At 71.0% G+C, this 23,945-nt stretch carries 23 protein-coding genes and 1 pseudogene; 10 read left to right on the top strand and 14 right to left on the bottom strand.

Annotation, left to right across the window (positions count from 1 at the left end):
• Nucleotides 1-1,300 precede the first annotated feature (1,300 nt).
• Nucleotides 1,301-1,834 (top strand): lipocalin family protein, encoded by a 534-nt coding sequence (locus tag ACWF62_RS09010; protein ID WP_452629889.1) that lies wholly within the window; start codon nt 1,301-1,303, stop codon nt 1,832-1,834.
• Nucleotides 1,835-1,852: 18 nt separating this feature from the next.
• Here ACWF62_RS09010 and ACWF62_RS09005 read toward each other — a convergent pair.
• The 4 genes and pseudogenes from ACWF62_RS09005 to ACWF62_RS08990 form a co-directional block, all read right to left on the bottom strand.
• A pseudogene (locus tag ACWF62_RS09005) lies at nt 1,853-2,900 on the bottom strand (DUF2867 domain-containing protein).
• On the bottom strand, nt 2,897-4,261 hold the full coding sequence (locus ACWF62_RS09000; protein WP_452629888.1) for a TIGR01777 family oxidoreductase: 1,365 nt from the start codon (nt 4,259-4,261) through the stop codon (nt 2,897-2,899). The pseudogene ACWF62_RS09005 and the gene ACWF62_RS09000 overlap by 4 nt, the downstream one beginning before the upstream one ends.
• A gap of 63 nt (nt 4,262-4,324) precedes the next feature.
• Nucleotides 4,325-5,722, bottom strand: coding sequence for a cryptochrome/photolyase family protein (locus ACWF62_RS08995; protein WP_452629887.1), 1,398 nt, complete (start codon nt 5,720-5,722; stop codon nt 4,325-4,327).
• Nucleotides 5,719-6,366, bottom strand: a complete 648-nt coding sequence (locus tag ACWF62_RS08990; protein ID WP_452629921.1) for a fasciclin domain-containing protein — start codon at nt 6,364-6,366, stop codon at nt 5,719-5,721. The genes ACWF62_RS08995 and ACWF62_RS08990 overlap by 4 nt, the downstream gene beginning before the upstream one ends.
• A 177-nt stretch (nt 6,367-6,543) precedes the next feature.
• Here ACWF62_RS08990 and ACWF62_RS08985 point away from each other — a divergent pair, with 177 nt between their 5' ends.
• Nucleotides 6,544-8,118, top strand: coding sequence for a molybdopterin-dependent oxidoreductase (locus tag ACWF62_RS08985; RefSeq protein ID WP_452629919.1), 1,575 nt, complete (start codon nt 6,544-6,546; stop codon nt 8,116-8,118).
• A 77-nt stretch (nt 8,119-8,195) separates the two neighbouring features.
• Nucleotides 8,196-8,627, top strand: a complete 432-nt coding sequence (locus ACWF62_RS08980) for an SRPBCC family protein (protein WP_452629886.1) — start codon at nt 8,196-8,198, stop codon at nt 8,625-8,627.
• A 17-nt stretch (nt 8,628-8,644) separates the two neighbouring features.
• On the opposite strand, the gene ACWF62_RS08975 is transcribed toward ACWF62_RS08980, so the two are convergent.
• The 6 genes from ACWF62_RS08975 to ACWF62_RS08950 form a co-directional block, all read right to left on the bottom strand.
• Nucleotides 8,645-9,607, bottom strand: coding sequence for an SDR family NAD(P)-dependent oxidoreductase (locus ACWF62_RS08975; protein WP_452629884.1), 963 nt, complete (start codon nt 9,605-9,607; stop codon nt 8,645-8,647).
• A gap of 126 nt (nt 9,608-9,733) precedes the next feature.
• On the bottom strand, nt 9,734-10,480 hold the full coding sequence (locus ACWF62_RS08970) for an anti-sigma factor (RefSeq protein WP_452629883.1): 747 nt from the start codon (nt 10,478-10,480) through the stop codon (nt 9,734-9,736).
• Nucleotides 10,473-11,114 carry an ECF RNA polymerase sigma factor SigK gene (gene sigK / locus ACWF62_RS08965; protein ID WP_452629882.1) on the bottom strand — a complete coding sequence of 214 codons (642 nt, stop codon included), beginning with the start codon at nt 11,112-11,114 and terminating at the stop codon, nt 10,473-10,475. The genes ACWF62_RS08970 and sigK overlap by 8 nt, the downstream gene beginning before the upstream one ends.
• A gap of 136 nt (nt 11,115-11,250) precedes the next feature.
• Nucleotides 11,251-12,534, bottom strand: a complete 1,284-nt coding sequence (locus ACWF62_RS08960; protein ID WP_452629881.1) for a class I SAM-dependent methyltransferase — start codon at nt 12,532-12,534, stop codon at nt 11,251-11,253.
• Nucleotides 12,531-13,250 (bottom strand): DUF1365 domain-containing protein, encoded by a 720-nt coding sequence (locus ACWF62_RS08955; RefSeq protein WP_452629879.1) that lies wholly within the window; start codon nt 13,248-13,250, stop codon nt 12,531-12,533. The genes ACWF62_RS08960 and ACWF62_RS08955 overlap by 4 nt, the downstream gene beginning before the upstream one ends.
• Nucleotides 13,247-14,575, bottom strand: a complete 1,329-nt coding sequence (locus ACWF62_RS08950; protein WP_452629878.1) for an NAD(P)/FAD-dependent oxidoreductase — start codon at nt 14,573-14,575, stop codon at nt 13,247-13,249. Before ACWF62_RS08950 ends, ACWF62_RS08955 begins: the two co-directional genes overlap by 4 nt.
• 155 nt (nt 14,576-14,730) lie before the next feature.
• On the opposite strand from ACWF62_RS08950, the gene ACWF62_RS08945 reads away from it, so the two are divergent.
• Both ACWF62_RS08945 and ACWF62_RS08940 read left to right on the top strand, forming a co-directional pair.
• The gene (locus ACWF62_RS08945; RefSeq protein ID WP_452629877.1) at nt 14,731-15,258 is read left to right on the top strand and encodes a DUF6328 family protein; all 528 of its coding nucleotides are present in this window, start codon (nt 14,731-14,733) and stop codon (nt 15,256-15,258) included.
• Between the two features lie 67 nt (nt 15,259-15,325).
• Nucleotides 15,326-17,443 (top strand): catalase, encoded by a 2,118-nt coding sequence (locus ACWF62_RS08940; protein WP_452629876.1) that lies wholly within the window; start codon nt 15,326-15,328, stop codon nt 17,441-17,443.
• Between the two features lie 28 nt (nt 17,444-17,471).
• Here the strand turns inward: ACWF62_RS08940 and ACWF62_RS08935 are convergent, their stop codons facing one another.
• From ACWF62_RS08935 to ACWF62_RS08925, 3 genes are all read right to left on the bottom strand, one after another.
• Nucleotides 17,472-17,930: a cupredoxin domain-containing protein gene (locus ACWF62_RS08935; RefSeq protein WP_378507200.1), complete on the bottom strand. Its 459-nt coding sequence runs from the start codon at nt 17,928-17,930 to the stop codon at nt 17,472-17,474.
• A 76-nt stretch (nt 17,931-18,006) separates the two neighbouring features.
• Entirely contained in the window at nt 18,007-19,803 is a 1,797-nt protein-coding gene (locus ACWF62_RS08930; protein WP_452629875.1) for a glycoside hydrolase family 15 protein, read from the bottom strand.
• 22 nt (nt 19,804-19,825) lie between these two features.
• Nucleotides 19,826-20,788: a TIGR03557 family F420-dependent LLM class oxidoreductase gene (locus tag ACWF62_RS08925; protein WP_452629874.1), complete on the bottom strand. Its 963-nt coding sequence runs from the start codon at nt 20,786-20,788 to the stop codon at nt 19,826-19,828.
• Between the two features lie 156 nt (nt 20,789-20,944).
• On the opposite strand from ACWF62_RS08925, the gene mbp1 reads away from it, so the two are divergent.
• The 3 genes from mbp1 to ACWF62_RS08910 are packed head-to-tail and all read left to right on the top strand — an operon-like array spanning nt 20,945 to nt 21,606.
• A complete protein-coding gene (gene mbp1 / locus ACWF62_RS08920) occupies nt 20,945-21,190 on the top strand; it encodes a microaggregate-binding protein 1 (protein WP_378507197.1) in 246 nt (81 codons plus the stop codon).
• Nucleotides 21,187-21,354 carry a hypothetical protein gene (locus ACWF62_RS08915; RefSeq protein ID WP_452629873.1) on the top strand — a complete coding sequence of 56 codons (168 nt, stop codon included), beginning with the start codon at nt 21,187-21,189 and terminating at the stop codon, nt 21,352-21,354. Before mbp1 ends, ACWF62_RS08915 begins: the two co-directional genes overlap by 4 nt.
• 48 nt (nt 21,355-21,402) lie before the next feature.
• Nucleotides 21,403-21,606, top strand: a complete 204-nt coding sequence (locus ACWF62_RS08910) for a hypothetical protein (RefSeq protein WP_378507196.1) — start codon at nt 21,403-21,405, stop codon at nt 21,604-21,606.
• Between the two features lie 34 nt (nt 21,607-21,640).
• On the opposite strand, the gene ACWF62_RS08905 is transcribed toward ACWF62_RS08910, so the two are convergent.
• Nucleotides 21,641-21,796, bottom strand: a complete 156-nt coding sequence (locus ACWF62_RS08905) for a DUF6131 family protein (protein ID WP_378507195.1) — start codon at nt 21,794-21,796, stop codon at nt 21,641-21,643.
• A 374-nt stretch (nt 21,797-22,170) separates the two neighbouring features.
• Between ACWF62_RS08905 and ACWF62_RS08900 the strand changes: the two genes are divergently transcribed.
• Both ACWF62_RS08900 and ACWF62_RS08895 read left to right on the top strand, forming a co-directional pair.
• The gene (locus tag ACWF62_RS08900) at nt 22,171-22,677 is read left to right on the top strand and encodes a DUF2231 domain-containing protein (protein ID WP_378507194.1); all 507 of its coding nucleotides are present in this window, start codon (nt 22,171-22,173) and stop codon (nt 22,675-22,677) included.
• Complete coding sequence (locus ACWF62_RS08895; protein ID WP_452629872.1) at nt 22,674-23,864, top strand: carboxylate-amine ligase; 1,191 nt, start codon at nt 22,674-22,676, stop codon at nt 23,862-23,864. The genes ACWF62_RS08900 and ACWF62_RS08895 overlap by 4 nt, the downstream gene beginning before the upstream one ends.
• Nucleotides 23,865-23,945 lie beyond the last annotated feature (81 nt).

The following is a 23,945-nucleotide window of genomic DNA, read 5'->3' as shown; positions in this document are numbered from 1 at the left end:
AGCGATGGCCGGGGGGTGGACGGGAAGCCGGGGTGGGCGCCGGTGATGATCTCGAACCGCAGGAAGACCCGGATCCCGTCCCTGCCGGAACCGAACTCCAACTCGGCGTCGTCGGGTTCGACGTCGAACTTCACTAGCCGCCCCTCCTCCTCGGCGGGGAAGGAGGGGGGATTCTCACCCCGACGCCGCGGAGCGCATGACGTGGAGCTGACGCTGTGGGCGCACGAACGCGACGGCATCGTGTAGCGCACCCACCTGCTGCGCACGGAATAGGCCGAGGCAACGCCGGACTCTGGCCAACTATCTTGACGAATGGTCATTTGTGATGACGATTCACACGCACAACATGCGCGCGATTCCAGGGCGCTCCAACGGTTTTCGTGGATAACCGCAATTATCCATGAAAGCGGGAAGGGGGTCGGCGCCGCCGTCGGGGAGGATCGGCGCCCGCAGCGCCTTGCGAGCGCGTGCCACACGCCGCGTGGGTCGATACGTGCGCGCGAAACCGCCCATCGCGCGCCGCAGCGCTGATCCGAGTTGCGCGCCCGCGCGCCGGATCGTCACGGTCGAACCGGTGCCGGCGTGCCTCGAGCGGAGGTGCGGGCCCGCCGCCCGGTCCTGGCGGAGTGTGCCGGGACGTGCGGGTGCCCGGTCGGGTCCGGGATCCGAGGGTTCGAGGGTGCAGGCCTCCGCGGGGACACCCCTCCGCCCGCAATCTGACATAATGTTCCTTATCGGGTGGACGCTGACCTGCGGTGATAATCGGGGCGCCTGACCCGTGGGCACCTGCCGCACATGTGTCTACGCGCACGTGTCGTCTGGGTGTCGTCGCTGTTCGGTGCATCCGGGTCGTCGATGTTCTGGCGGACACGCGTGTCGCGGCGCGTGCACCGGGTCGCCGTGCGGGCTCGGCGCGATGTCGCATCGGTGCTCGGCCGGTCGGCCGGCTGGCTGGTCGCCGCACCGCCACGCCGACGCCGGTACGGATTCTCCCCGACTGAGCCCGCGCAGCCCCTCTGGATACGTCACGTGACATAAATATCGTCGGAAAGTGAGCCGGGCTGGTTTGCGCGCGGGCCGTCGAGGATAACGTCGACCGGTCGGATGTCTGCACCGACTCAGTGGCCCTGCTTTTGAGCGGTGCTTCTCATCGACATACGCAGAGGGGCCTGCCCATCTCCAGCGGCCTCAGCGCCGAACCCCATACAGGAAACTCCGGGCCATCTGCGGCCCCCGCGCGAACAGGAGAGTTCTTGTGACCAGATCGGTCATCACCCTCGGAGTAGCAACACTGGCGGCTGTGGCGCTGAGCGCTGGGTCGTCGGCGCAGGCCGCGCCGCTCACCCCGGTCCCCCGCCTCGACATCACCCGCTACGTCGGCGTGTGGCACCAATTGGCGGCGAACCCGGCGCCGTTCAACCTCGATTGTGTTCGCGACACCGCCGCCACCTACACGCTGCTGGACGAACGCAACATTCGCATCGACAACTCGTGTACCACCGTCGATGGCGGTCGGCGCGGGATCGTCGGCAATGCCCGGGTCAACGGGCCCGCAGAGTTGCACGTCTCGTTCCCGAGCGTGCCATTCCAGGAGTCGCTCGACGGCCCGAGCAACTACCTCGTCGCCCACATCGCCGACGACTACTCGTTGGCGCTGGTCGGCGACTCGACCCGGTTGTCCGGGTTCGTGCTCTCGCGGTCACCGGTCGTCGACGCGGCTCGTTGGCAGGAGGTCCGCGAGGTTGTCGAGCAGCACGGCTACAACTCGTGCCTGATGCTCACCTCCCCGAACACGGACGGATATCAGCAGATCCGTCCCCTGTGCACGACCTGACCGCGACCGCCGGGATGCTCATCGGCCGGTCCGGGCTGCGCCAGCCATGTTCGCGAGCATGCCGGTGAAGATGACACCGTGAAACGGCAGTAACGAATACCAGTAGTGCTGCCCGGCAAGCCCTTTCGGGACGAAGACCGCCCGCTGTCGCAGCATGGTGGTGCCGGGGTCGGGTGCGTCGAGTCGCCACTCGAGCCAGGCGCCGCCGGGAGTGCGCATCTCCGCGCGCAGCCGCAGCAGGAGAGGGCGTTCGATCCGTTCGACCGAGGCCGGACGGAATCGGGGTGACCAGCCCGATCCACAGCCCGGCGAGTCTGGGGGTAAGCACCGGCAGGACAAGGATCCGGCACGGGTGCAGACCAGCGACCTCCGCGTAGATCTGCATCATCTCGCCGTGCCGCAACACGTCCGGGCCGCCGATGTCGTAGGTGCGGCTCCGCACCAGCGGTGCGGTTGCGGCGGCGAGCAGATAGTGCAGCACGTCGCGGACCGCGATCGGCTGGACGCGGTTGTTTACCCAGCGTGGCGTAGTCATTACCGGCAGCCGGTCGGTCAGGTGCCGGACCATCTCGAACGACGCCGAACCTGATCCGATGACCACCCCCGCCTGCAGCACGAGGACCGGCACCCCGGAGCCGATCAGGATCTGCCCGACCTGGCGACGGGAGCGCAGGTGCGTCGACAGCCGGTCCGAGTCCGCGTGCAGGCCGCCGAGGTAAACGATGCGGCGCACGCCAGCGCCGCGGGCCGCGGCGGCGAGGTTCTGCGCGCCGAGACGTTCGGCGTCGACGAACTCGCCACCGCCAGCCATCGAATGGACAAGGTAATAGACGACGTCGACGCCACGGCACGCGGTTTCGAGGGAGCTCAGGTCTGCCAGGTCTCCGCGAACGACCTCCACGTCCGCAGCCCAGGGTACGTCGCTGATCTTGTCGGGGTGGCGGGCGAGGGCCCGCACACGGTGCCCGGCGTCGACGAGACGTGGCGCGAGGCGGCCGCCGATGTATCCGGTGGCGCCGGTGACCAATACCAGCAACGGGGTGTCGGTTCCGCGCGCGGCGGTCACGGGAACTCCTGCAGGTGCCCGAGTTGGTGGCGCAGGCACTGTTCGAGGGTCGGGCGCCGGAACCGGTGCCCGACGTCGAGCAGGACCTGCGGAACGGCACGCTGACCGGCTTCGGCGAGCTCGCGGGTCCCCTGCTCCCCGAGCAGCAGCGCCGGCCCGAACCGCGGCACCGGCAGCAACGCCGGCCGGTGCAGGATCCGGGCGAGGGTGCGGGTGTACTCGGTGTTGCGGACCGGATACGGGCTGACCGCGTTCACCGGTCCCCGCACCCCCGGGTCCACCAGGGCGCGCAGGTAGACGTCGAGCAGGTCGTCGAGGTCGATCCACGACACCCACTGCCGGCCGCTGCCGAGCCGGCCGCCGAAGCCGGCGGCGAACAGCGGGCGCAGCAGCCGCAGGGTGCCGCCGCGGGGTGTCTGCACGATGCCGGTGCGCACGGTGACCACCCGCAGTCCCGCCGCCGTCGCGGGCGCGGTCGCCGCCTCCCAGTCGGCGACCACGTCGGCGAGGAACCCGCCACCGCGGGCAGCGGACTCGTCGAGTTCGTCGCTCCCCCGGTCGTATCCGTACAGGCCGATCGCCGAGGCACTCACGAACGTCGCCGGGCCGTCCGCCGCGGCGGCCGCACACTCGGCCAGTCGTCGGGTCGGGTCGATGCGGCTGCCGCGCACCACGACCTTGTGCGCCTCGGTGAACCGGCCCGCGATCGACGCCCCGGCCAGGTGCACCACCGCGTCGACCCCGTCGAGCAGGCCGGGAGCCGGCGCATCCGGATCCCACCGACGTTCGGTGTCGCCGCGCGGGTCGCGGCGCACCAGCCGGATCACCCGGTGGCCGCCGGTGGACAGGAACGCGGTCAGTGCGGTGCCGATCAGCCCGGAGGCCCCGGTCACCGCCACCGTCGTCGGCGGCGCCCGGTGTTCGCGGGCCCACCGGTGAGCGGCCAGGTCCTGCGCGAGCTGGCGGTGCCGGTACCGGAACGTCTGCCGGAGCAGTGCACCGGGAACCGGGGTGTCGACGCGATCGACGACGCGGGTGCCGCCACCGCCCGCGTCCTCGAACCGGTGCTCGTGCCGCCACGACCCGATCAGTCGAGCGGGAAACGACCAGGCACCGTCGTGGCCGAGCGTGTCGACGAAACGGGAGGGCGGATCGTATCCGCAGCGTTCGTGGTCCGCGATCCACTGCAGACCACCCGGAAGTCCCAGCACGGCACGTCCGTCGGCCAGCGACGATGCCTCCTCGACGACCGTCAGCGGCTGCCACGGCGGCAACAGTCGCCGGACAGCGCCCGGGCGGTTATGCCAGCCGAACACATGCTCACGCGTTTCGTAGACGACACTGCTGAACTCGATCCCCACGGCACCTCCCTGGTGGCGGTATCTCGGTGAGGGTGGTTCGACACCACCCAACCTCCGGATGGTTCACGAGCGTGCGAAGAGCTCCGCATAGCGTGCCAGGGCGTCGTGCCGTTCGTGGACGTGGTCGACGATCGGATCCGGGTACCCGATCGGGTGGCCGTCCGGCAGGCGGTGCACCCGTCTGCCCGGGACGGCACGCAGTTCCGGTACCCAACGCCGCACGTAGTCGCCGTCCGGGTCGAACTTCTCCCCCTGGGCGGTCGGATTGAACACCCGGAAGTACGGCGCGGCGTCGGTGCCGCACCCGGCGGCCCACTGCCAGCCATGCTGGTTCGAAGCGAGGTCGCCGTCGACGAGATGCGCCATGAAATGCCGGGCACCCCACCACCACGGCAGGTGCAGATCCTTGGTCAGGAAGGACGCGACGATCATCCGGACCCGGTTGTGCATCCAGCCCTGCGCGAGCAGTTGCCGCATGCCTGCGTCGACGAACGGGAACCCGGTCCGGCCCTGCGTCCACGCCTCGAACGCACGATCCGCGTCGGGACCGGTGTCGTAGCGCAGTGCGTCGAAGCGTGGATCGAAGTTGGCGCGGGCCGTGTCGGGCCGGTGATGGAGCACGTCCGCGTAGAACTCACGCCAGCACAGTTCGCTACGCAGCGTCGTCGACCCCTCGTCGGAACAGGAGGCCAGGTCCTGCAGGAGCGTGCGCGGGTGCAGACACCCGAACTTCAGATAGGGGGACAGCCGGGTGGTTCCGTCGAGGTCCGGGCGGTCCCGGTCCAGGTGATACCGGTCGAGACCGTCGTCGCGGAACTCCCGCCACCGAGTCAGTGCCGCCGTCTCCCCCGCCGACGGCAATCCGACGGACTCGTCGTCGCCGGCCGGGATCGGCACCCGCATATCCAGTCCCGCCGGGTCGAGCCAGGACACCGTAGCCGGCCCGGTGTCCGCGGGTGGCCGCCAACCGTGCTCGAGCCAGCCCCGCCGGAACGGGGTGAACACCCTGTACGGGGTGCCGTCCGGCTTGCGGACCCGACCGGGTGCGACGGCATACGGCGACCCGGTCCGCACCAACGGGACGTCGCCGAGCGCCGCCTCGACGGCCCGGTCGCGGCGGGACCCGTACGGGGCGAAGTCCGCGGAGACGTGCACCGCGCCCGCCCCGAGTTCCCGGACCAGGGCCGGGATCACCGCAACGGGATCGCCGCGGGTGACGAGCAGGCGCCCCCCGAGGGCCTCGTCGAGACTGCGTAGGCAGCCTTCGAGGAAAACGCGGCGCGGCCCGGGACGAAGCAGCGTGTCGTCGAGAACGAACACCGCCGCCGCCGTGTTCGCCGAGTCGGCGGCGGTCAGCAGAGTCGGCAGGTCGTACAGGCGTAGGTCGCGGCGGAACCAGATCAGGTCGACGGAGTTCACCGGTCCAGTTTCCTGGAGCCGGGCCGTGGGGTTCGCGTTCATTGGGCCGGTGGCATCAGGACCGAATCGATCAGGTAGACGGTGGCGTTGGCGGTCTTGACCCCACCGCACACGACGGCGGCGTCGTTGACCTTGAGGGCGTCACCGGATCCGGTGACGGTGACGGTCGCACCTTCGGCGGTGGTGTGGGTGCCGTCGACGTCGGCGGGGGCGAGCTGGCCCGGAACGACGTGGTAGGTGAGGATTTTCGTCAGTGTCGCCGAATCGGTCTTCAGGGCGTCGATGGTGGCCGGGTCGATCTTCGCGAAGGCGGAGTCGACGGGTGCGAAGACGGTGAACTGTCCGCCGTTAAGGGTGTCGACGAGGTTCACGTTCGGGTTCAGCTGTCCCGAGACGGCCTGGGTGAGGGTGGTCAGCATCGGATTGTTCGAGGCGGCCACGGCGACGGGGTCCTGCGCCATGCCCTCGACGGAGCCGGCGCCGGTGGGCACCTGCGCGGCGTATGCGGCGCAGCCCGGCCCGACCAGGCCCGCGGCGGGCTCGGCCGCCATCGACCCGGTGGTCTGCGTGGGCGTCATCGGTTCGGTCGTGGTGGCGGTGTCGCTGCCGGACGAACAGGCCGAGAGCCCGAGGACCGCCGCGGCGGCGAGGCTGACGGCGGCGGCTGAGGTGCGGTGCGCGTTCATCGTGATTCCCACTTTCATCGTTCTCTGGGCGGGTTCAGCACTGCGCTGATGTCCCGGTGTCGCCAGGGTTTCGGGGCAGCTTGCGGCGCGGATGGGTGAACGTCGCGAGAATCTTCCGGCCCGGCCTCGCTGGCGATCGTGACCCATCCGATTCCGCTGCCGCTGCGAACCGTTCACATGGAGACGCAGACGCACCGAGAACCGACCGCGGCAGTGTCGCGGTGGCGCACGATCCCGGCGCGCGCCCTGTCCGGGATACTCGCCGCGGCGGTGGTGCTCGGCGTGGGTGAGCTGGTGGCGGCGCCCACCGGTTCCGGCTCGTCCCCGTTCTTCGCGGTCGGAGCGACGACGGTCGACCGGAGCCCCGCGTGGGCGCGCGAGTTCGCGATCTCCACATTCGGAACCAACGACAAGCCAGCGCTATTCATCGGCATGAGCGTCCTGATCGTGGTCCTCGCGGCGGTCGCCGGCACCGTCGAGCGGACGCGCCGCCCGTACGGCAGCGCGATCCTCCTCGCCCTCGGGGCGGTCGGGGTGTACGCGGCGACGAGCCGCCCCGGTGCGACGGCGGCGGATGCCGTGCCGACCGTCGTCGGTGTGGCCGCCGGGATCGTCGTGCTGCGACTGCTCACCGCGCGGTCCCGTGCGCTCGACGGACCCGGACCACGCCCCGAGGGAATCTCGCGCCGCAGGTTCCTTATCCTCGCGGCGACCGCGGCCGCAGCGGCTGCCGCGGCGGGGACGGCAGGACGGCGGCTCGCGGACACCCTCGCCGGAGCGGTCCGCAACCGGATGGCGTTCCTGATCCCGTCGGTGGCCGCCTCGAACCGGGCGCTGCCGATACCGCCGGGCGCCGACATCGCCGTCCCGGACGGCACCCCGTTCGTCACCGGCAACGACGTGTTCTACCGCATCGACACCGCCCTGCAGGTGCCGATGCTGACCACCGACGACTGGCGGCTGCGGATCCACGGCATGGTCGACCGCGAGATCACCCTGGACTGGGACGATCTCGTCGCCCGGACACCGATCGAACGGGCCATCACCCTGACCTGCGTCTCCAACGAGGTCGGCGGACCGCTCGCGGGCAACGCCACCTGGATCGGGTACCCGATCGGGGACCTCCTCGACGAGGCCGGGGTGCACCCCGACGCCGACATGCTGCTCTCGACCAGCGTCGACGGGTTCACCGTCGGCACCCCGATCGCCGTGTTGCGCGACGGCCGGGATGCGATCCTCGCGGTGACGATGAACGGGCAGCCGCTGCCGTTCGAGCACGGCTACCCGGTCCGGCAGGTGGTGCCGGGGCTCTACGGGTTCGTCTCGGCGACCAAATGGGTCGTCGACTGGGAGGTCACCCGATTCGATCGGGTCAGCGCGTACTGGACCCGGCGCGGCTGGGCGGAGCGGGCGCCGATCAAGACGGCGTCCCGCATCGACGTGCCGGCGTCCTTCGGCCGGGTCGCCGCGGGTGAGGTGCTGGTCGCGGGCACCGCGTGGGCGCAGCACCGCGGTATCGGCCGGGTCGAGGTCCGCGTCGACGATGGGCCGTGGCGGGAAGCCGCCCTCGCCGAGGAGTATTCGATCGACACCTGGCGGCAGTGGACGTGGCGGTGGCAGGCCACCCCCGGAACCCACACCCTGCAGGTGCGTGCCACCGACCGGGGCGGCGCCGTGCAGACCGAGCAGCGGGCCGCACCGATCCCCGACGGTGCGAGTGGATGGCACACCCGCACCGTCACCATCCTCTGACGACGGGCGTCGGCCATGAAACCACACATGCAGCGCCGCAGTCACAGTCGCGGTGCCGCTGGAGGAAAGGAAGGGCCATGATCGACATGCAGCGTGGGCTGACCACCGACGCGCGACCGGAGGCGGTGTTCGCGTACCTGGCGGACTTCACCTCGACCGAGCGGTGGGATCCCGGCACGGTCCGCACCGTGCGGATCTCCGGGGATGGCGGTGTCGGTACCCGGTACGCGAACACGTCCCGGTTCGCGGGCCGGACCAGCGACCTGGTCTACGAGGTCGTCGCGCTCACCCCCGACACGTCGCTCGAGTTGCGCGGTGAGAACACCGCGCTGATCGCCCGCGACACGATCAACGTCCACCCCTACGCGAACGGCTCCGTGGTCACCTATCGTGTCCGGTTCACGTTCCAGGGTTGGCTGCGATGGGCGGAACCGTTCCTTCGGATCGCCGTCGCTCGCCTGCTCGACCGCGGCACCGGCGGGCTTCGCCGGGAGCTGGCCCGCATCTGAGCTACCCCGATGGTGCATCAATGCGGGAGATCGACCGCGTGGGCGCAGTACCGCCACACCCGCTCGACGTCGTCGGCGGTGTACCGGGTGGTCGGCAGGTAGTGAACGGGACGGATGCGCCGGTCGTGCCAGAACCGACCGTTCGGCGGTATGGGTGTGGTGGCGGCCAGCCACACCGCGGTGTCCGCGGCCTGCTCCGGGGTTCGCAGCAACGGCTGCGTCAACCGGCGGAAGCCGGGCAGGGCGTCGGCGAGACCGGGGGTGTCCGCCCAACCGGGATGCATCGACGCGACCGTCACCGCAGGGCTACCCCACCGCTCCCCGAGCAGTGGGGTCAGCGCGACCTGGATGCGTTTGCTGCGGGCATACGCGGTGGCGCCGCGGTAGCCGCCGGTGCGGTACTCGACATCGTCGACCGGCAGCCTCTGGGTGTACATGCCGCCGGAGGACATCAGCACCACCCGCGGATCCGGCGCCGCGGCGAGTACGGGGAGCAGCAGTTCGGTGAGCAGGATCGGGCCGAGCACGTGTGTGGCCAGGGACAGTTCGTGCCCGTCTGGGGTCTCGGCTCGGTGCGCGGGCAGCACCCCGGCGTTGTGGATGACCGAATCCACTCGGGTGCATCGCCCACACAGGTCCGCGGCGAACGCCCGCACCTCCGCCAGTCGTGAGATGTCGCACCGCTCGACCACCAGGTCCGCACCCGGAACAGCCGCGAGCACGTCCCGGCGGGCCGCCCGACCGCGGGTGACGTCCCGGACCGTCATCAGCACCGTGGCACCGAGCGCCGCGGCACCAGTGGCGACGGCCTTCCCGATGCCGGAGTTCGCGCCGGTGACGAGCACCGTCGCTCCGGTCAGAGCTCCGGGGGCCGGGTCCGCTGCAGGCCAGCACCGCTGCCGGGCCGCGAATCCGAGGCGCGAGTACCCCACCGCGATGGTGCGGTCGAGCACGTCGTCGAGTAGGTCCGTGGCCGTCATCTGCCTGTTGCTTCCGGGCGGCACCGCCGGTGCATGCACGTCATGGCCTGGTTCCCTGCCGATTGTCGAGGTGGTCGACAGGGGTTCGGTGCGGACGCCGCACCGGATGGGCGGCGGGCCGCCGTGTCATGCCAGCGGGATGGTCACCACCGGGGCCCCGGTCGGTTGGGTCGAACCGGTACCGGGTTCGACGGTGACGGCGACCGCGGCGGCCGAATCCAGGGCCGGGATCACCTCACCGCCGGGCGGCGGCATCGTGGCCGCGCTCATCGTGCCCGCCGAGCGCGGCGCGCCGGAATCGGGCACGAACCACATCTGGTAGACGTGCCCGTCCGGTGGCGGCGGCACGTCCGACATCTCGACGACCACCGCGTTGGCCTGCTCGGAGGAGCTGAGGGTGATGCTGCCGCCGGCGACCTCGGTGGTTCTGGTGCGGGCGTCGGGGCTGGCGAGCACCTGTTCGACCGTCGGCAGGGACGTCGGCCGGTCGAATTGCCGGATCGCGACCGTGGTCCCGATTCCGACGACGACGGCAGCGGCGGCGGCGAGCACCGCCCGGGTGATCCGTCGGCGCCGTTGGGTGCGCCGGTCGGTGAGCTCGTCGTCGACTCGACCGGCGGGTTCAGTGTCGATCGCCCGCAGCAGTCGCTCGCGCAGCTCCGGCGGCGGGGCGGCCGCGTCACCCGCGGCGACCAGGGCCATCGTCTCGTGAGTGTCGGCGACGATCCGGGCGAAGGCGCGCGCGGTGTGCGGGGCCGCCGCGCCGAGACGGCCCGCGATCTCGGTGCGGTCGGCTTCCGAGACGGCATCGAGGGCGTACACGTGCGCCAGGTCGAGCAGGTCGTGCTCGTCGTCGGCGTTGCTCTCACGCATCGGTGGTCACCCCCAGGCAGTTCTTCAGTCGGATCAGTCCGTCGCGGATGCGGGACTTGACGGTCGGTAGTGCGACGTCGAGTTGGTCGGCGACCTCACGGTAGGTGCGGCCGCCGTAGTAGGCCAGGCCGATCGACTCGCGTTGGGTGTCGGTGAGGGTGTCGAGGCAATCGGCCACCCGCTGTTCGTCGAGTTGCTGCTCGACCTGCTCGGACACCGTGTCGTGGTCGCGACCGAAATGCGTTGCACCGTAGGCGTTGTTGCGATCGCTTGCGGACTGCTCGGAGCGCACCCGGTCCACGCTGCGCCGGTGGGTCAGGGTCATCAGCCAGCCGATCGGGCTCGCCAACGCGGGGTCGTACTGCCGGGCCGCCGACGTCCACACCTGCAGATACACCTCCTGGGTGACCTCCTCGGCCAGGGCCGGGTTGCGCACGATTCGGGTGGCGAGCCCGAACACCCGGGTACTGGTGCGGTCATAAAATTCGGCGAACGCGCCCCGGTCCCCGCTGGCGATCGCGACGAGCCGGGAAGCGAGTTCCGCTGCGGCACGGTCGTCGCGGATTGGGTGCGCGGGGACAGGACACGACACCGGATCGCCGGTGTCGTCACCGCTCCGGCGGGGGCTGTCCATCCTGCGATCCTCGCACACCGCGGCGCGGGTCGGGCGCTCCTCACCCTCCCCGCCGGCACCGGATTGTTCCGCGCCGCGCGCTCGCACCGCCGGCGTCTCGGCCCTCACCCCGTCACCGCGGCGATCATTGCGGCGGTCACGGCCGGGTGTCCCGGCCGAGGACGAACTGCTGGACGTCGAGGTACCCGGAGGCGAACCCGGCCTGCGAGTACGCGAGGTACAACCGCCACATCCGCCGGAAGACCCGGTCGAAACCGAGCGCGTCGGCGCCGCCGGTGTGCGCGGTGAACCGGTGCAGCCACAACCGTAGCGTGTGGGCGTAGTGCGGTCCGAACGAGAACCGGTCTACGATCCGCAGCCCGGTGTGCGCAGCGGTGAGCTGCTCGAGCAACTCCGTCGACGGCAGGAATCCGCCCGGGAAAATGTACTTGTGCACCCACGTGTAGGTGTGTCGGGTGGCCAGCATCCGGGCGTGCCGCATGATGATCGCCTGCACCGCGACCCGCCCGCCGTCCGCGAGGAGGCGGTCGAAGGTGCGCAGGTAGGTCGGCAGATAGTCGTAGCCGACGGCCTCGATCATCTCGACGGAGACGATCGCATCGTAGCTGCCGGTGACGTCGCGGTAGTCCTGCAGCGCGACGGTCACCCGGTCCGCCAGGCCCGCCGCGGCGATCCGTTCGCGGGCCAGTAACTGCTGCTCGCGCGAGAGGGTGACCGAATGCACGACCGCCCCGCGGTGGGCGGCGCGGATCGCCAGTTCACCCCAGCCGGTACCGATCTCGAGCAGTCGGGTGCCGGGACCGACCCGGGCGGCGTCGAGGAGACGGTCGATCTTGCGGCGCTGCGCCGCGGCCAGATCCGGCCACTGCGGAGCCGGATCGAGTGCATCGAACAGGGCCGACGAGTAGGTCATCGTCTCGTCGAGGAACAGGCCGAAGAATTCGTTGGACAGGTCGTAGTGGTGGGCGATGTTCGCCCGCGCTCCGGCGCGGGTGCCGCGGTGACTGCGCGGGTGCCGCGGCAGGCACGTGCCTCGCAGCCGCTGCAGTGGGGCCGGGATCAGGGTGTCGATGCGGGACGCGAGCACCGTGAGCACGGCGGCGAGGTCGGGCGCCGACCAGTCCCCGGCCATGTACGCCTCCCCGAACCCGATTAGGCCGCCGGCGGCGACGCGGGCGACGAAGTCGTCGGGCCGGTGCAGCAGCAGCCGCGGCCCCGACTCGGGTGCGGAGCCGAGGACCGCGCCGTCCGGGTACTCGACGCGCAGCGGCAGGTCCGCCACCGCGCGCCGGAACAGTGCCGCCACGATCGGGGCGCCGACCACCGCGCGGGGGCCGCGCGGGACGTGGGCGATGGCTTCCCATCGGGGTGAGACCGCGGGCGCGGGCCTGTCCCCGGCTCGGCTCTGGTCGAGGGTCATCGAGGTACCTCCTGGAGTCGGGGAACGATCGGCAGACCGCGCGCCCACAGCCGTAGGCCCTGCCATCGGATCCGCACCGCCACGGCGAGTGGCGCCACCGGTACCGTCAGCAACGCCCGCAGCACGATGGCGGTGGTGGCGGGGTGGACCGGTCCGGCCATGGTCGCGGTGAACACGACGGCGCCGTCCGGTCCGCGCAACGTGATCGCGACACCGAGCTGGCCGGTGGGTTCGGGAACGTGCAGCCGGTACTCGCCGGAGACCGCGTTGAACGGGGACACATAGAACGCCTTGGCCACGGTCGCGGAGTCATCTCGGTCTGGGCGCAGCAGGTACCGGTGCCGGTCGCCGTAGGTGTTGTGTACCTCGGCCACCACGCAGACCGGGGCGCCGACCCGGTCGCGGCACCAGAACAGGGTCAGCGGGTTGAACACGAACCCCAGTACGCGGGCATTGGTGAGCATCAGGATCCGACCCCCACGCAGGGTGATCGCGTGTTCGGCGAGGTAGGCGTCCAGGTTCTCGCGCAGCGTTCGGTGCGGGTCGCCGACGTGGTCGGCGGATCGGAACCGCGCGAACGGGCGCAGCGGCCGCGGCAGGTTCGGTAGGTCGTCGAGGTCGACGAGCCAGCTGTAGCTGCGGTAGCCGAACCCGTGCCGGACCGGGGTCTGGCGCACGTGACGGATCCTGGTCCGCACGATCCGCGGGGCACTCATACCGGGCTCCCGGCTGTGCGTCGGGCCGCAGGTATCGGGCTGGCCCAGCGGACTCCGAGCCGCTGCGCCGCCACCGCCCCCGACAGTGCCCCGTCCTCGTGAAACCCCCACCCGTGGTAGGCCCCGGCGAACACCAGCCGGTGATCACCCAGTTCCGGCAACCGCTGCTGCGCGGCGAGGAATCGAGGCGTGTACTGCGGATGTTCGTAGACCATCGTGTCGATCACCGCGGCGGGGTCGACGCGGTCGCCGTCGCCGAGGGTGACCACGAACCGGCGGTCGACCGCCGCGTCGAGTCGCTGCAGCCGGCTGAGGTCGTAGCTGACCAGTACCCGGTCCGGGCGGGCGGCGCAGGCTGGCAGCCGGTAGTTCCAGGACGCCCGCGCCCCCGTGTGGGTCGGCAGCACGGACGTGTCGGTGTGCAGCACCGTGTGATTCACCGAGTAGGTCAACGCGCCGAGGATTTCGCATTCGGCCGATGTTGGGTCCGCCAGCAACGCGAGAGCCTCGTTCGGGTGGGTCGCGACCACGGCGGTGTCGAACTCCTCGACCCGGTCCGCGGCGTCGCGGACGTTCACCCCTGCAGCGGTGCGGGTGACGGTCCGGACGGGGACACCGCGGTGCACGGTGTGCAGACGATCGGTGATGGCCTGGACGTAGCGGACGGAGCCGCCGGTGACGGTCCGCCAGGTCGGTGACCCGAACACGGTCAGCATGCCGTGATGCTCGAGAAAGGTCAGCAGGTACCGGACCGGGTAGTCGAGGGCGACGTCCGGCGGGCACGACCATACCGCCGCCACCAACGGCACCATGAAGTGGGCAGTGAAGTAGCGGGACAACCGTGCCGCGGTGAGGAATTCACCGAGCATCACCTGGTCTCCGTCGCTGCGGTCGAGTTCGATGCGGGCGAGCCGGTGGAAGCGGGTGATCTCGGCGAGCATCCTTAGGTACCGAGGCCGGGCCAACGAGCGAGGGTCGGCGAACAGGCCCGCCAGGCCCTTCGCCCCGGCATACTCGAGTCCGCAGCCCTCGCAGCGGACCGACATCGACATGTCCGACTCCTGGGTGGCGACACCCAGGTCGGCGAACAGATGCAGCAAGGTCGGGTAGGTGCGGTCGTTGTACACGATGAACCCGGAGTCGACCCCGATCCGGGTGTCGGTGCCGGGGCGGACGGGTAGGTGGTGCGTGTGCGCGTGGCCACCGAAGCGCGTTTGCGCCTCGTATAGGGTCACCTCCGCGTCGTGCGCCAGCACCCATGCCGCCGTCAACCCGGACACCCCACTTCCGATGACCGCAATCCGCCGTACCTTCTGGCCATTCACTCGATCTCCCACATCGGAGGTTCGGAGCCGGTGGTGATTCGGATGGGGCCGCGCGGGTTTGCGGGTTTGGGGGTTTGCGGGACGGCCCGGGCGGGTAGTCGGTAGGTAGCCTCACCGGGCACCGGCGGCTGGCGGGTGGTGTGATGGGAAGTGCGATGAGTGCAGGGTCCGCGGATGCGGCTGGCACGCCGGTCGATCACCCCGAGCGGGACGGCGGCTGGGATCGGGCGGCGCGGAACGAGACGCCCACCGAGCAGCTCGACCGGAACTGGGCGAGCCTGTTGCAGGAGTTGCGGGTCACCCAGACCGGGGTGCAGTTGCTGACGGGATTCCTGCTGATCCTCCCCTTCCAATCCACGTTCGACCGACTCTCCGACTTCGAGCGGGGCGTGTACCTGGCGGCGGTGCTGTCGGCGGTGGCATCGACGGTGCTGCTGGCCGCTCCGGTCGGCATGCACCGGATCCTGTTCCGCCAGCACAAGCTGCAACCCCTGGTCGCGGCAGCGCATCGATGCGCGCTCGCCGGGGTGGTGCTGCTCGGGCTCGCGCTGACCTGCGTGGTGATCCTCACCGTCGGGGTGGTGCTGAACGTGGCGTGGGGCGTGGTGGCGGGGGCTGCGGTGGCGTCGCTGTTCGCCTTCGTCGGGTTGATCTGGCCGTGGTGGTTGCGCAGGCGGTCCTGACGGGTTTGCGGTGCCCGGCCGTGGGGCATGTCCGCTGTCACACGACAGCACACAGGAGGTGCGCTCGATGGCGGACACATCGCCCCGCGACCGGGATCCGGTGCGCGACCCGAAGAATGAACAGCTCGAGCCGTCACGGCTGGACCGCCGCGACACCCGGCTGACCACCCAGCAGGCGATCCTCGTCGACCAGACGGATGATTCGCTCACCGCGGGTGAACGGGGACCGACCCTGTTGGAGGACTTCCACTTCCGCGAGAAGCTCACCCATTTCGATCATGAGCGGATACCGGAGCGGGTTGTGCATGCCCGTGGCGCGGGCGCCTACGGGCACTTCGCGCCGTACGACGACCGGTTGGCCCAGTACACGCGCGCCGAGTTCCTCACCGACCCGGACGTGCGGACGCCGGTGTTCGTGCGCTTCTCCACGGTCGCCGGGTCGCGGGGCTCCGCGGACACCGTCCGGGACGTCCGCGGGTTCGCGACGAAGTTCTACACCAGGCAGGGCAATCACGACCTGGTGGGCAACAACTTTCCGGTCTTCTTCATCCAGGACGGCATCAAGTTCCCCGACCTGATCCACGCGGTGAAACCCGAGCCGGACAACGAGATCCCGCAGGCGCAGTCCGCGCACGACACGTTCTGGGACTTCGTCGGAGCCCAGCCCGAGACGCTGCACGCGGTGATGTGGCTGATGTCGGACCGGGCGATCCCGCGCAGCTACCGGATGATGCAGGGCTTCGGGGTACACACCTTCCGCCTTGTCGACGCCGACGGTCGCGGCACCTTCGTCAAATTCCACTGGCGGCCGCTGCTGGGAACCCATTCGCTTGTCTGGGACGAGTGTCAGCAGATCGCGGGCCGCGACCCGGATTTCAACCGACGCGACCTGTGGGAGGCCATCGAGGCGGGTGGGTATCCGCGGTGGGAACTCGGCGTTCAGCTGATCCCGGAGGCGGACGAGCACACCTTCGACTTCGACCTGCTCGATGCGACGAAACTCGTCCCCGAGGAGGAGGTGCCGGTGCAGCCGGTCGGGGTGATGGTCCTCGACCGGAACCCGGACAACTTCTTCGCCGAAACCGAACAGGTCGCCTTTCACACCGCGAACATCGTGCCGGGCATCGACTTCACCGACGACCCGCTGCTGCAGGCCCGCAACTTCAGCTACCTCGACACTCAGCTGATCCGGCTCGGCGGCCCGAACTTCGCGCAGTTGCCGGTGAACCGCCCGGTCGCGGACGTGGTGACCAATCAGCAGGACGGGTACGGGCAGCAGCGGATCCCGATGGGGCGGACCGCCTACTCGACGAACACGCTCGGCGGCGGATGCCCCGCGCTGGCGGCGGACGGCGCCTTCACCCACTACCGTGCGCGCGTCGACGGCCCGAAGCTGCGGGTGCGCGCCGAGAAGTTCCGCGACCACTACGGTCAGCCGCGGCTGTTCTGGAACAGCATGTCGGGGGTGGAGCGCGACCACATCGTGTCGGCGTTTGGCTTCGAGCTTGGCAAGGTCCGGGACGCCGACGTCCGGGTGGCGGTGCTCGCCGAACTCAACCTGATCGATCACGATCTGGCGGCCCGGGTCGCGCCGCTGATCGGGTCCGCGGCACCGGATCACGACCTGCTGTTCGACACCAGCGTCCGCTCCCCCGCGCTGTCCCAGGCCGGGCAGGAGCCGGCCGGGATCGAGACGAGGCGGGTCGCGATTCTCGCCGCCGACGGCGTGGACGTGGTCGGGGTGCGGGCGCTGCGCGCGGCGCTGCACGACCGGGGGGCGGTCACCGAGGTGCTCGGACCCGCCGAGGCGGAGTTCGCTGGCGGGTCCGGGGGTGCGCTGCGCGCCGACCGTGCGATCGCGACGATGAACTCGGTGCTCTATGACGCGGTGGTCGCGCCGTGCGGGCCGACGGCGGTGGCGACACTCGTCGACGACCCGGACGCGGTGCGGTTCGTCCGCGAGGCGTACCTGCACGCGAAGCCGATCGCGGCGTTCGGGGCCGGGATGGAGCTGCTGCGCCGGGCGGAGGTGAGCGAACCGCTCGCCGAGGATGTCGGGGTCGTCGCCGAGCACGGCGTGGTGACCTCCGGGGCTGCTGCCGAGGAACTCCCGGCCGAGTTGGTGGAGCGGTTCGCCGACGCGCTGTCCCGGCACCGCGCGTGGGACCGGTTCACCGGCGCCTGACTGCCTGGCGGACCGGCCGCGAGCGGTGTCACTGCACGATCAGGGTGCCCCGCATCTCCGGATGGTAGGTGCAGTGGAACGGGTAGCTTCCCGGTGTCGATGGGGCGGTGAAGTCGGCGTTGGAGCGGCCGTCGACGTCCTCGTCGAAGTATCCGGCGGTGTCCGAGGTGACGGAATGCTCGACGTCGTCCCGGTTACCGACCGTGACCTCGCCGCCCGGGCGGACGGTGAGCACGGGGGGCACGAATGCGTGGCTCTCGATGGACACGGTCTGGTCCGCGGGGACGGTGCCGGTCGTCGATGCCGGGCCGTCGTCGTCGAGGTCGCCGGGTGGAATGTCGTCGTCGCCGTCGTGCATCTCGTGTCCCGGTGTCACCACCGGTGCCTCCGGCGTGGTCGGGCCGTCCGCCGAATCGCATCCCGCGCTCAGCGCCGCTGCCATCGCGGCGGCGGCAACGGCGCCGATGACGGTGCGTGTTCTGGTCATGCCGTCCTCCTCCTGGGTTCGTCGCACGGGGTGGGACTACCCGTAGCGGGCGGGCGGCACACCTCGGCGGCCGGAGTCATCGCCAGTGCCGCACCGTCGTCCAGGGCTGCGCGAGCCGCACCGACGATTCGAGCAGGGCGGCGTGCACGAACGCCTGCGGCAGGTTGCCGCGCAGCTGACGTTGGTCCACGTCGTACTCCTCGGTGAACAGGCCGGGCGGGCCGCAGGCGGCGCGGTTGCGTTCAAACCAGCGCATCGCCTCGACCGGGTGTCCCTGCTGGTGGGCGGCGAGGGCCATCAGGAACCCGCACAGCAGGAACGCGCCCTCCGCGGCGGGGAGGGGGCGCGCGTCCTGCCGGAAGCGGTACACGTAGCCGTCGCTGCCGAGTTCGGCGCGCACCGCCTCGTAAGTGGCGACGGTGCGCGGATCGTCCTCCGGGACGGCGCCGCGGATCGCGGCCAGCAGCAGTGCGCAGTCGACGCGGGTGTCGTTGTTCGCGCGCTGCCATCGGCCGGAGGGGTGGGTGCACGTCGCGGCGGTATCGGCGACGATCGCGTCGGCGAGCGCGGTCCAGCGGCTGGCGTCGGTGCGGGACGCGATGCCCGCGACCCCGCGCAGGCCCGCCGCGCACATCAGGCGTGAATGCGCCCAGCGCGCGTCGCCGAGTTCCCAGATGCCCGCGTCGGGTTGCGCCCACCGCTGCTCGATCGCGGTGACGGCCTGCCCGACAGCGCGCAGATGGGTGCTGTCGAGCCGGTCGCGTCTCCCGGCGGCGCCGAACAGCAGCAACGCCTCCCCGAAGGTGTCGAGTTGGAACTGCCCGTTGACCCAGTTTCCGGTGCGGGCGCCGCCACCGGGGTAGCCGGGCAGCGGGAGTTCGGTCTCGTCCGGCACGCGGGCGCCGCTGGCGGTGTATGCCGGTTGCAGGTGGGGGCCGTCGGCGAGGAGTCGTTCGGCGACGAACGCGACGGTGCGGTCGAGGAGGGCGTCGCCGCCGGAGGCCGCCGCGGCCTGCCCCACGTAGCACTCGTCCCGGATCCAGGCGTACCGGTAGTCGTAGTTGCGGCCCTGCTCGGCCCGCTCCGGCAGCGACATTGTCGCCGCGGCGACCGTGCCGCCGGAGGCGGGAGTGAGGCCGCGGAGGACGGCGTGCGCGTGCTGCGCGTCGCGGGTGGCGATCGACCCGGCTGCGTCGGGAACGACCCGGGACCACTGCTGTTCGGTCTGCTGCCACAGTTCGTCGGCGGGGGTCGTCGGCCCGAGGGTGCGGTCGGACAGTTCGAGGACAAGGTCGTGCACGGCGCCCTCCGGCACGGTGATCGTGGTGTCGAGGGGGCCGGTGCCCGTGCGGGTGGCGCGCGGTGCGCCGGTCCACCGCAGGTGCACGGCGCCGGAGAGGGCGGTCCACACCCCGTCCGCTGCCTGCACCCGGGACATCCGGCGGGACCCGTAGTCCGCGCGCACCTCGAGTGTGGCCCGGACCCGGGCGGCGCCGCGCACCGCGATCACCCGGCGCAGCAGGACGGCGGTGCGCGGGTCCCCCGGGTAGGCGAGCGCCTCGCGGCATTCGATGATGCCCTCGTCGGTCACCCAGCGGCTGTGCCAGATCAGCGACCCGGTCTCGTACCAGCCGCCCCAGACGAAGCGGGTCAGCGGTGTGACCGCATAGCCGCCAGCGCCGCCGATCAGCGACGCGAAGACCGCGCCGGATTCCCAGCGCGGCAGGCACATCCACGCGCACTCGCCCTGCGGCCCGATCAGTACGCCGCGTTCGCCGTCGGCGAGCAGCGCGTACTCCCGCAGCACCTGGGGCGCGAACGGTGCGCGCCCCAGGTCGACCGGTCCCGCTCTCGCCGTTCGCCGCGATGCCACCGCCGTGCCCTCCCCCGCCGCGTTAGCTGCCGAGTTCGCGAATCGCCGGTCCGAGTTCGCGGGCGTAGAAGTCGAGGAAGCCGTCGGGGTCCGGTCCCGCATTGGTGAGCACGAGGTGGTCGAATCCCGCGTCGATGTAGCGCCGGACCGCGGCGAGATGGGCGTCGACGTCGGGGCCGCAGCCGAACGAGGACCGCATGTCGTCGGCCGTGACGAAGCGGGACGCGGAATCGAAGCCGGACAGGGTGGGCAGTTCCGCCTGGACGGGCCAGCCGAGCGCCCCGAACCGGAACAGGGTGCGCGCGGATTCGGCTGCCGCGGATTCGGTGGGCGCCCAGGACAGGGACACCTCCGCGTACCGGGGTCCGGTTCCGCCTGCGCGGGTGTAGTCGTCGACCAGGTCCGGGTCGGGTTCGGTGGTGAACAGGCCGTCGCCTGCCGAGGCGGCGAGGCGTGCCGATCCCCCGCCGCCGGCCGCGACCACGATCGGTGGCGGCGCTGGGGGCAGGTCGAACACGCGCCCGTCGTCCAGGTTCAGGAATCGTCCGCGGTAGGAGTGGAAGCCGCCCGACCACAGCAGCCGGATGATCTCGATGGACTCCCGCAGCATGTCCTGGCGGACGTCGATCGGCGGCCAGCCGCGGCCGACGACGTGTTCGTTGAGGCGTTCCCCGGTCCCGACACCGAGCACGAATCTACCGTCCGTCAGGACCGCCGTCGTCGCGGCGGCCTGCGCGATGACCGCGGGGTGGTAGCGCAGGAACGGGCAGGTCACCCCGGTCGCCAGGCCGATGCGGTCAGTGCTGGCGCCGATGGCGGCGAGGATGGACCAGGCGAAGCCGGAATGGCCGTGGACGTCGAGCCACGGGTGGAAGTGGTCGCTGATCTCGACGAAGTCGAAGCCGGCGTCCTCGGCGCGGATGGCCTGCCGCACCAGTTCCGGCGGTGCGTGGCCCTCCGCGAACAGCTTGTATCCGACGTCCATGGTGACCTCCTGCTTCCGGTGTCGGTGCCGCTCCCCTGTGACTACCCAGGACGCCGTCCCGGCACACGGCGGTCGTCGTCCGCGGGGTTTATCCGGTCTGCCGCCGGGGAAGTCTCGTTCGGTACCGGTCCACACGAAGCACAGGAGGTGTCCACGATGGCGGACAACAACAGGTCGGGACCCGCGGAAGGCGTGAAGGGTGTCGTCGAGGGGGTCAAGGGCAAGGCCAAGGAGGCGCTCGGCGCGGTAACCGGAAACGATGACATGACCAGGGAGGGGCAGGCCCAGCAGGACAAGGCCGATGCCCAGCGGGAGGTCGCGGAGAAGGAAACCGCGGCGGAGAAGGCCCGGGCGGAGGAACGGGCGCAGGAGGCACGGCAGCGCGCCGAGCAGGACCGATGAGGCGTCGCGGGGGCCGTCAGGGCCGCCAGGCGCCGACATCGCAGCCGAGGCCTGCGGCGGGTGACGATGATCCGGTCGTCGTGTGGCCGGATCCGAGCCCGTTGACGCCGTGGTGGGAGGCCGTGCTGCGCCGCGGCGGGCCGCCGCCGCCGACCGTGGCGTGATTCGGCCCGCGCACCGATGCTGCTCGGCCACGAGAACGTGGAGGAGCCATGAGGATCGTCATCCTGATCGCGCTGATCTGGCTCGTCATCGGCGCGGTCGCGGCGGGGCAACGCGGCTACTACAGCAATGACGCCGCAACCGACTGCGCGACAGCGGGGACCATCGCCCTCACCGTGGTCGCTGGACCGCTGAACTATGTCGGGGTGAACCCGAAGATTGCGGATTGTTCCGTTCCCCAGCCGAGTTCGTGACCGTTGCTGGCGCGGCTCGGTCGGCGGTCCTTGGTCAGTAGTAGTGGGCGCGGCCGCCGACAGCGTGACCGGCCCTGCCCAGCAGCCACAGGATGAGGCCGATCACCACGAGAACGATCCCGATGGTCCACAGGATCGGGATGTCGAACACGAAGCCGACGATCAGCAGGATGAGCCCGAGGATGATCATGATCGTCTCCTGATCGGAATGTAGGGGTGTTCGGTCATGGCGGGATGCCCGGACCGTCGGCTCGGGAAACATGTTTGGGTCGGCCGACCGCGGGCATCACTGCAGGCATGAGCAGATTCGATGGGCCAGCAGATCCCGGCACGATGTCGCAGCCGCCCCCGCCCCAGCCGCCCCCGCCGCCGGTGCCGCCCGCGCCGATTCCCGGTCCGGAACCAGATCCCGATCCGCCGGGGCCGATGCCCCCGAGGCCCGCCCCGGTCCCCGGGCCCGGTCCCGATCCGATTCCCCCTGCGCCGCCGCCGGTCCCGGGGCCGATCGCGACGACCGGACGGTGGTGAGGTTTTCCGGCTCCGGTGTCGGGGTACCTCCCGGGCATGAGCATCGACGAACTGTTGAGGGCACCCGAACGCGCTACCGGACTCGACCGGGTCGCCGTTCCCCTGCATCGCCGCCTCACCAGGGTGGCCGACCGCAACCCCGCGGCGGCGGCCGTCCTGCGCGGGCGTTGGGTGGGCCACCCCGTGCATCCGGCGGTGGTGGCGTTGCCGGTCGGCGCCTGGACCGCGGCGGTGGTCCTGGAAATGGTGTTGCGGGACCACCACGCGGCGCGTCGACTGATCGGGCTCGGCCTCGTCTGTGTCCCGGTTGCGGTCGCGACCGGCTGGGCCGACTGGTCGGTCCGTGACGAGCGGGATCGCCGGGCCGGGCTCGTGCACGCGGCGGGCAACACGCTCGGGACCCTGGCGATGCTGCGGTCCTACCTGCTGCGCTCCGGCTCGGCGGGGGCGCGGGCGCAGGCGTGGAGCGTCGCCGGACTCGCCGTCGTCGGGGTGAGTGGCACTCTCGGCGGGCACATCGCCTTCGGCGGTGGCTCGGCATGACCGATGCGGCCGCGGCGAACCCCCACGATCCGCGCCGCCCCTCGATTGGGGTCGAGGAAGAGTTCCTGCTCGTCGATCCCGCGACCGGGCAGCCGTTGCTGTGCAACGAGCGGGTCGCGGCGGCTGCGCGGGCCGAGGGGGTGGCCCTGCAACTGGAGTTGAGTCAGTGCCAGGTGGAGACGAACACCCCGGTGTGCTGGACCAGTCGGGTTCTGCGTGAACAGTTGCTGGCGCTGCGGTCGCAGGTCGCGGCGGTCGCGCTGCGTGAGGGATGTCGGCTGATCGCCACCGGCGCCCCGATCCTTGGGCCGTGGCGACTGCCGATCAGCAGTTCGGAGCGCTACCGGAACATGCAGGACCGGTTCGGCATCCTTGCCGTTGAGCAGGGTGTCTGTGGATGTCACGTGCACGTCGACGTGCCGGACCGGGAGACCGCCGTCCAGGTGTGCAATCACGTGCGGCCGTGGCTGCCGACGGTCCTGGCGTTGGCGGCGAACAGTTCGGTGCATCGCGGCCTCGACAGCGGCTACGCGAGTTGGCGATCCATCCTGTGGTCGCGTTGGCCCGCGTCGGGCCCGCCGCCGCTGTTCCGGTCCGTGGAGCACTACAACGCGCTGGTGGACACGATGGTTGATTCGGGTCTGCTGATGGACGAGCGGATGGTGTACTGGGACATTCGGCCCTCCTGCCACCTGCCGACCGTCGAGATCCGGGTCGCGGATGTGCAGGGCACCGTCGACGAAACGGTGTTGCTGGCCACCATGATTCGGGCGTTGGTGATGGCGGCGTCCCGCGCCGTCGGTGCGGGTGTCCCGGCCCCGGCGGTGCCCCTCGAAACGCTGCGGGCCGCGACCTGGATCGCGGCCCGCGACGGTCTCGCGGGACGCGCGATCGACCCCGGTGTGGGGAACCCCACGTCCGCCCGTGCCATGCTCACCCGCCTGGTCGGGATGGTTCGGGACGAGTTGGAGGAACTGGGCGAGTACGACCGGGTGCGCGATCAGCTGCACCGGCAGCTCGACGCGGGCAACGGCGCGGACTGGCAGCGGCGGGCACTGCGGGAACATCGGGACCCGGCGCGGGTGGTCGGGCTGGCGGCGACGCGGACGCTGCAGGACGCCCTGTCGCCCGGTGGCCGTCGGGCATCGGGCATCCCTCCGTCCGCCGCGCCCCGCGAAATGTGCTGACGACTGCGGATGGAACTGGACGCACGGTTCGTGCATTGCGAGTGCCGCACTGGTAGACACGGAGGAGAGGTCCCTTGACGC

It is taken from the genome of Rhodococcus sp. NPDC054953, assembly GCF_053609225.1.
Note: the sequence above shows the minus strand (reverse complement) of the source record. Positions and strands in the feature narration are given on the sequence as shown.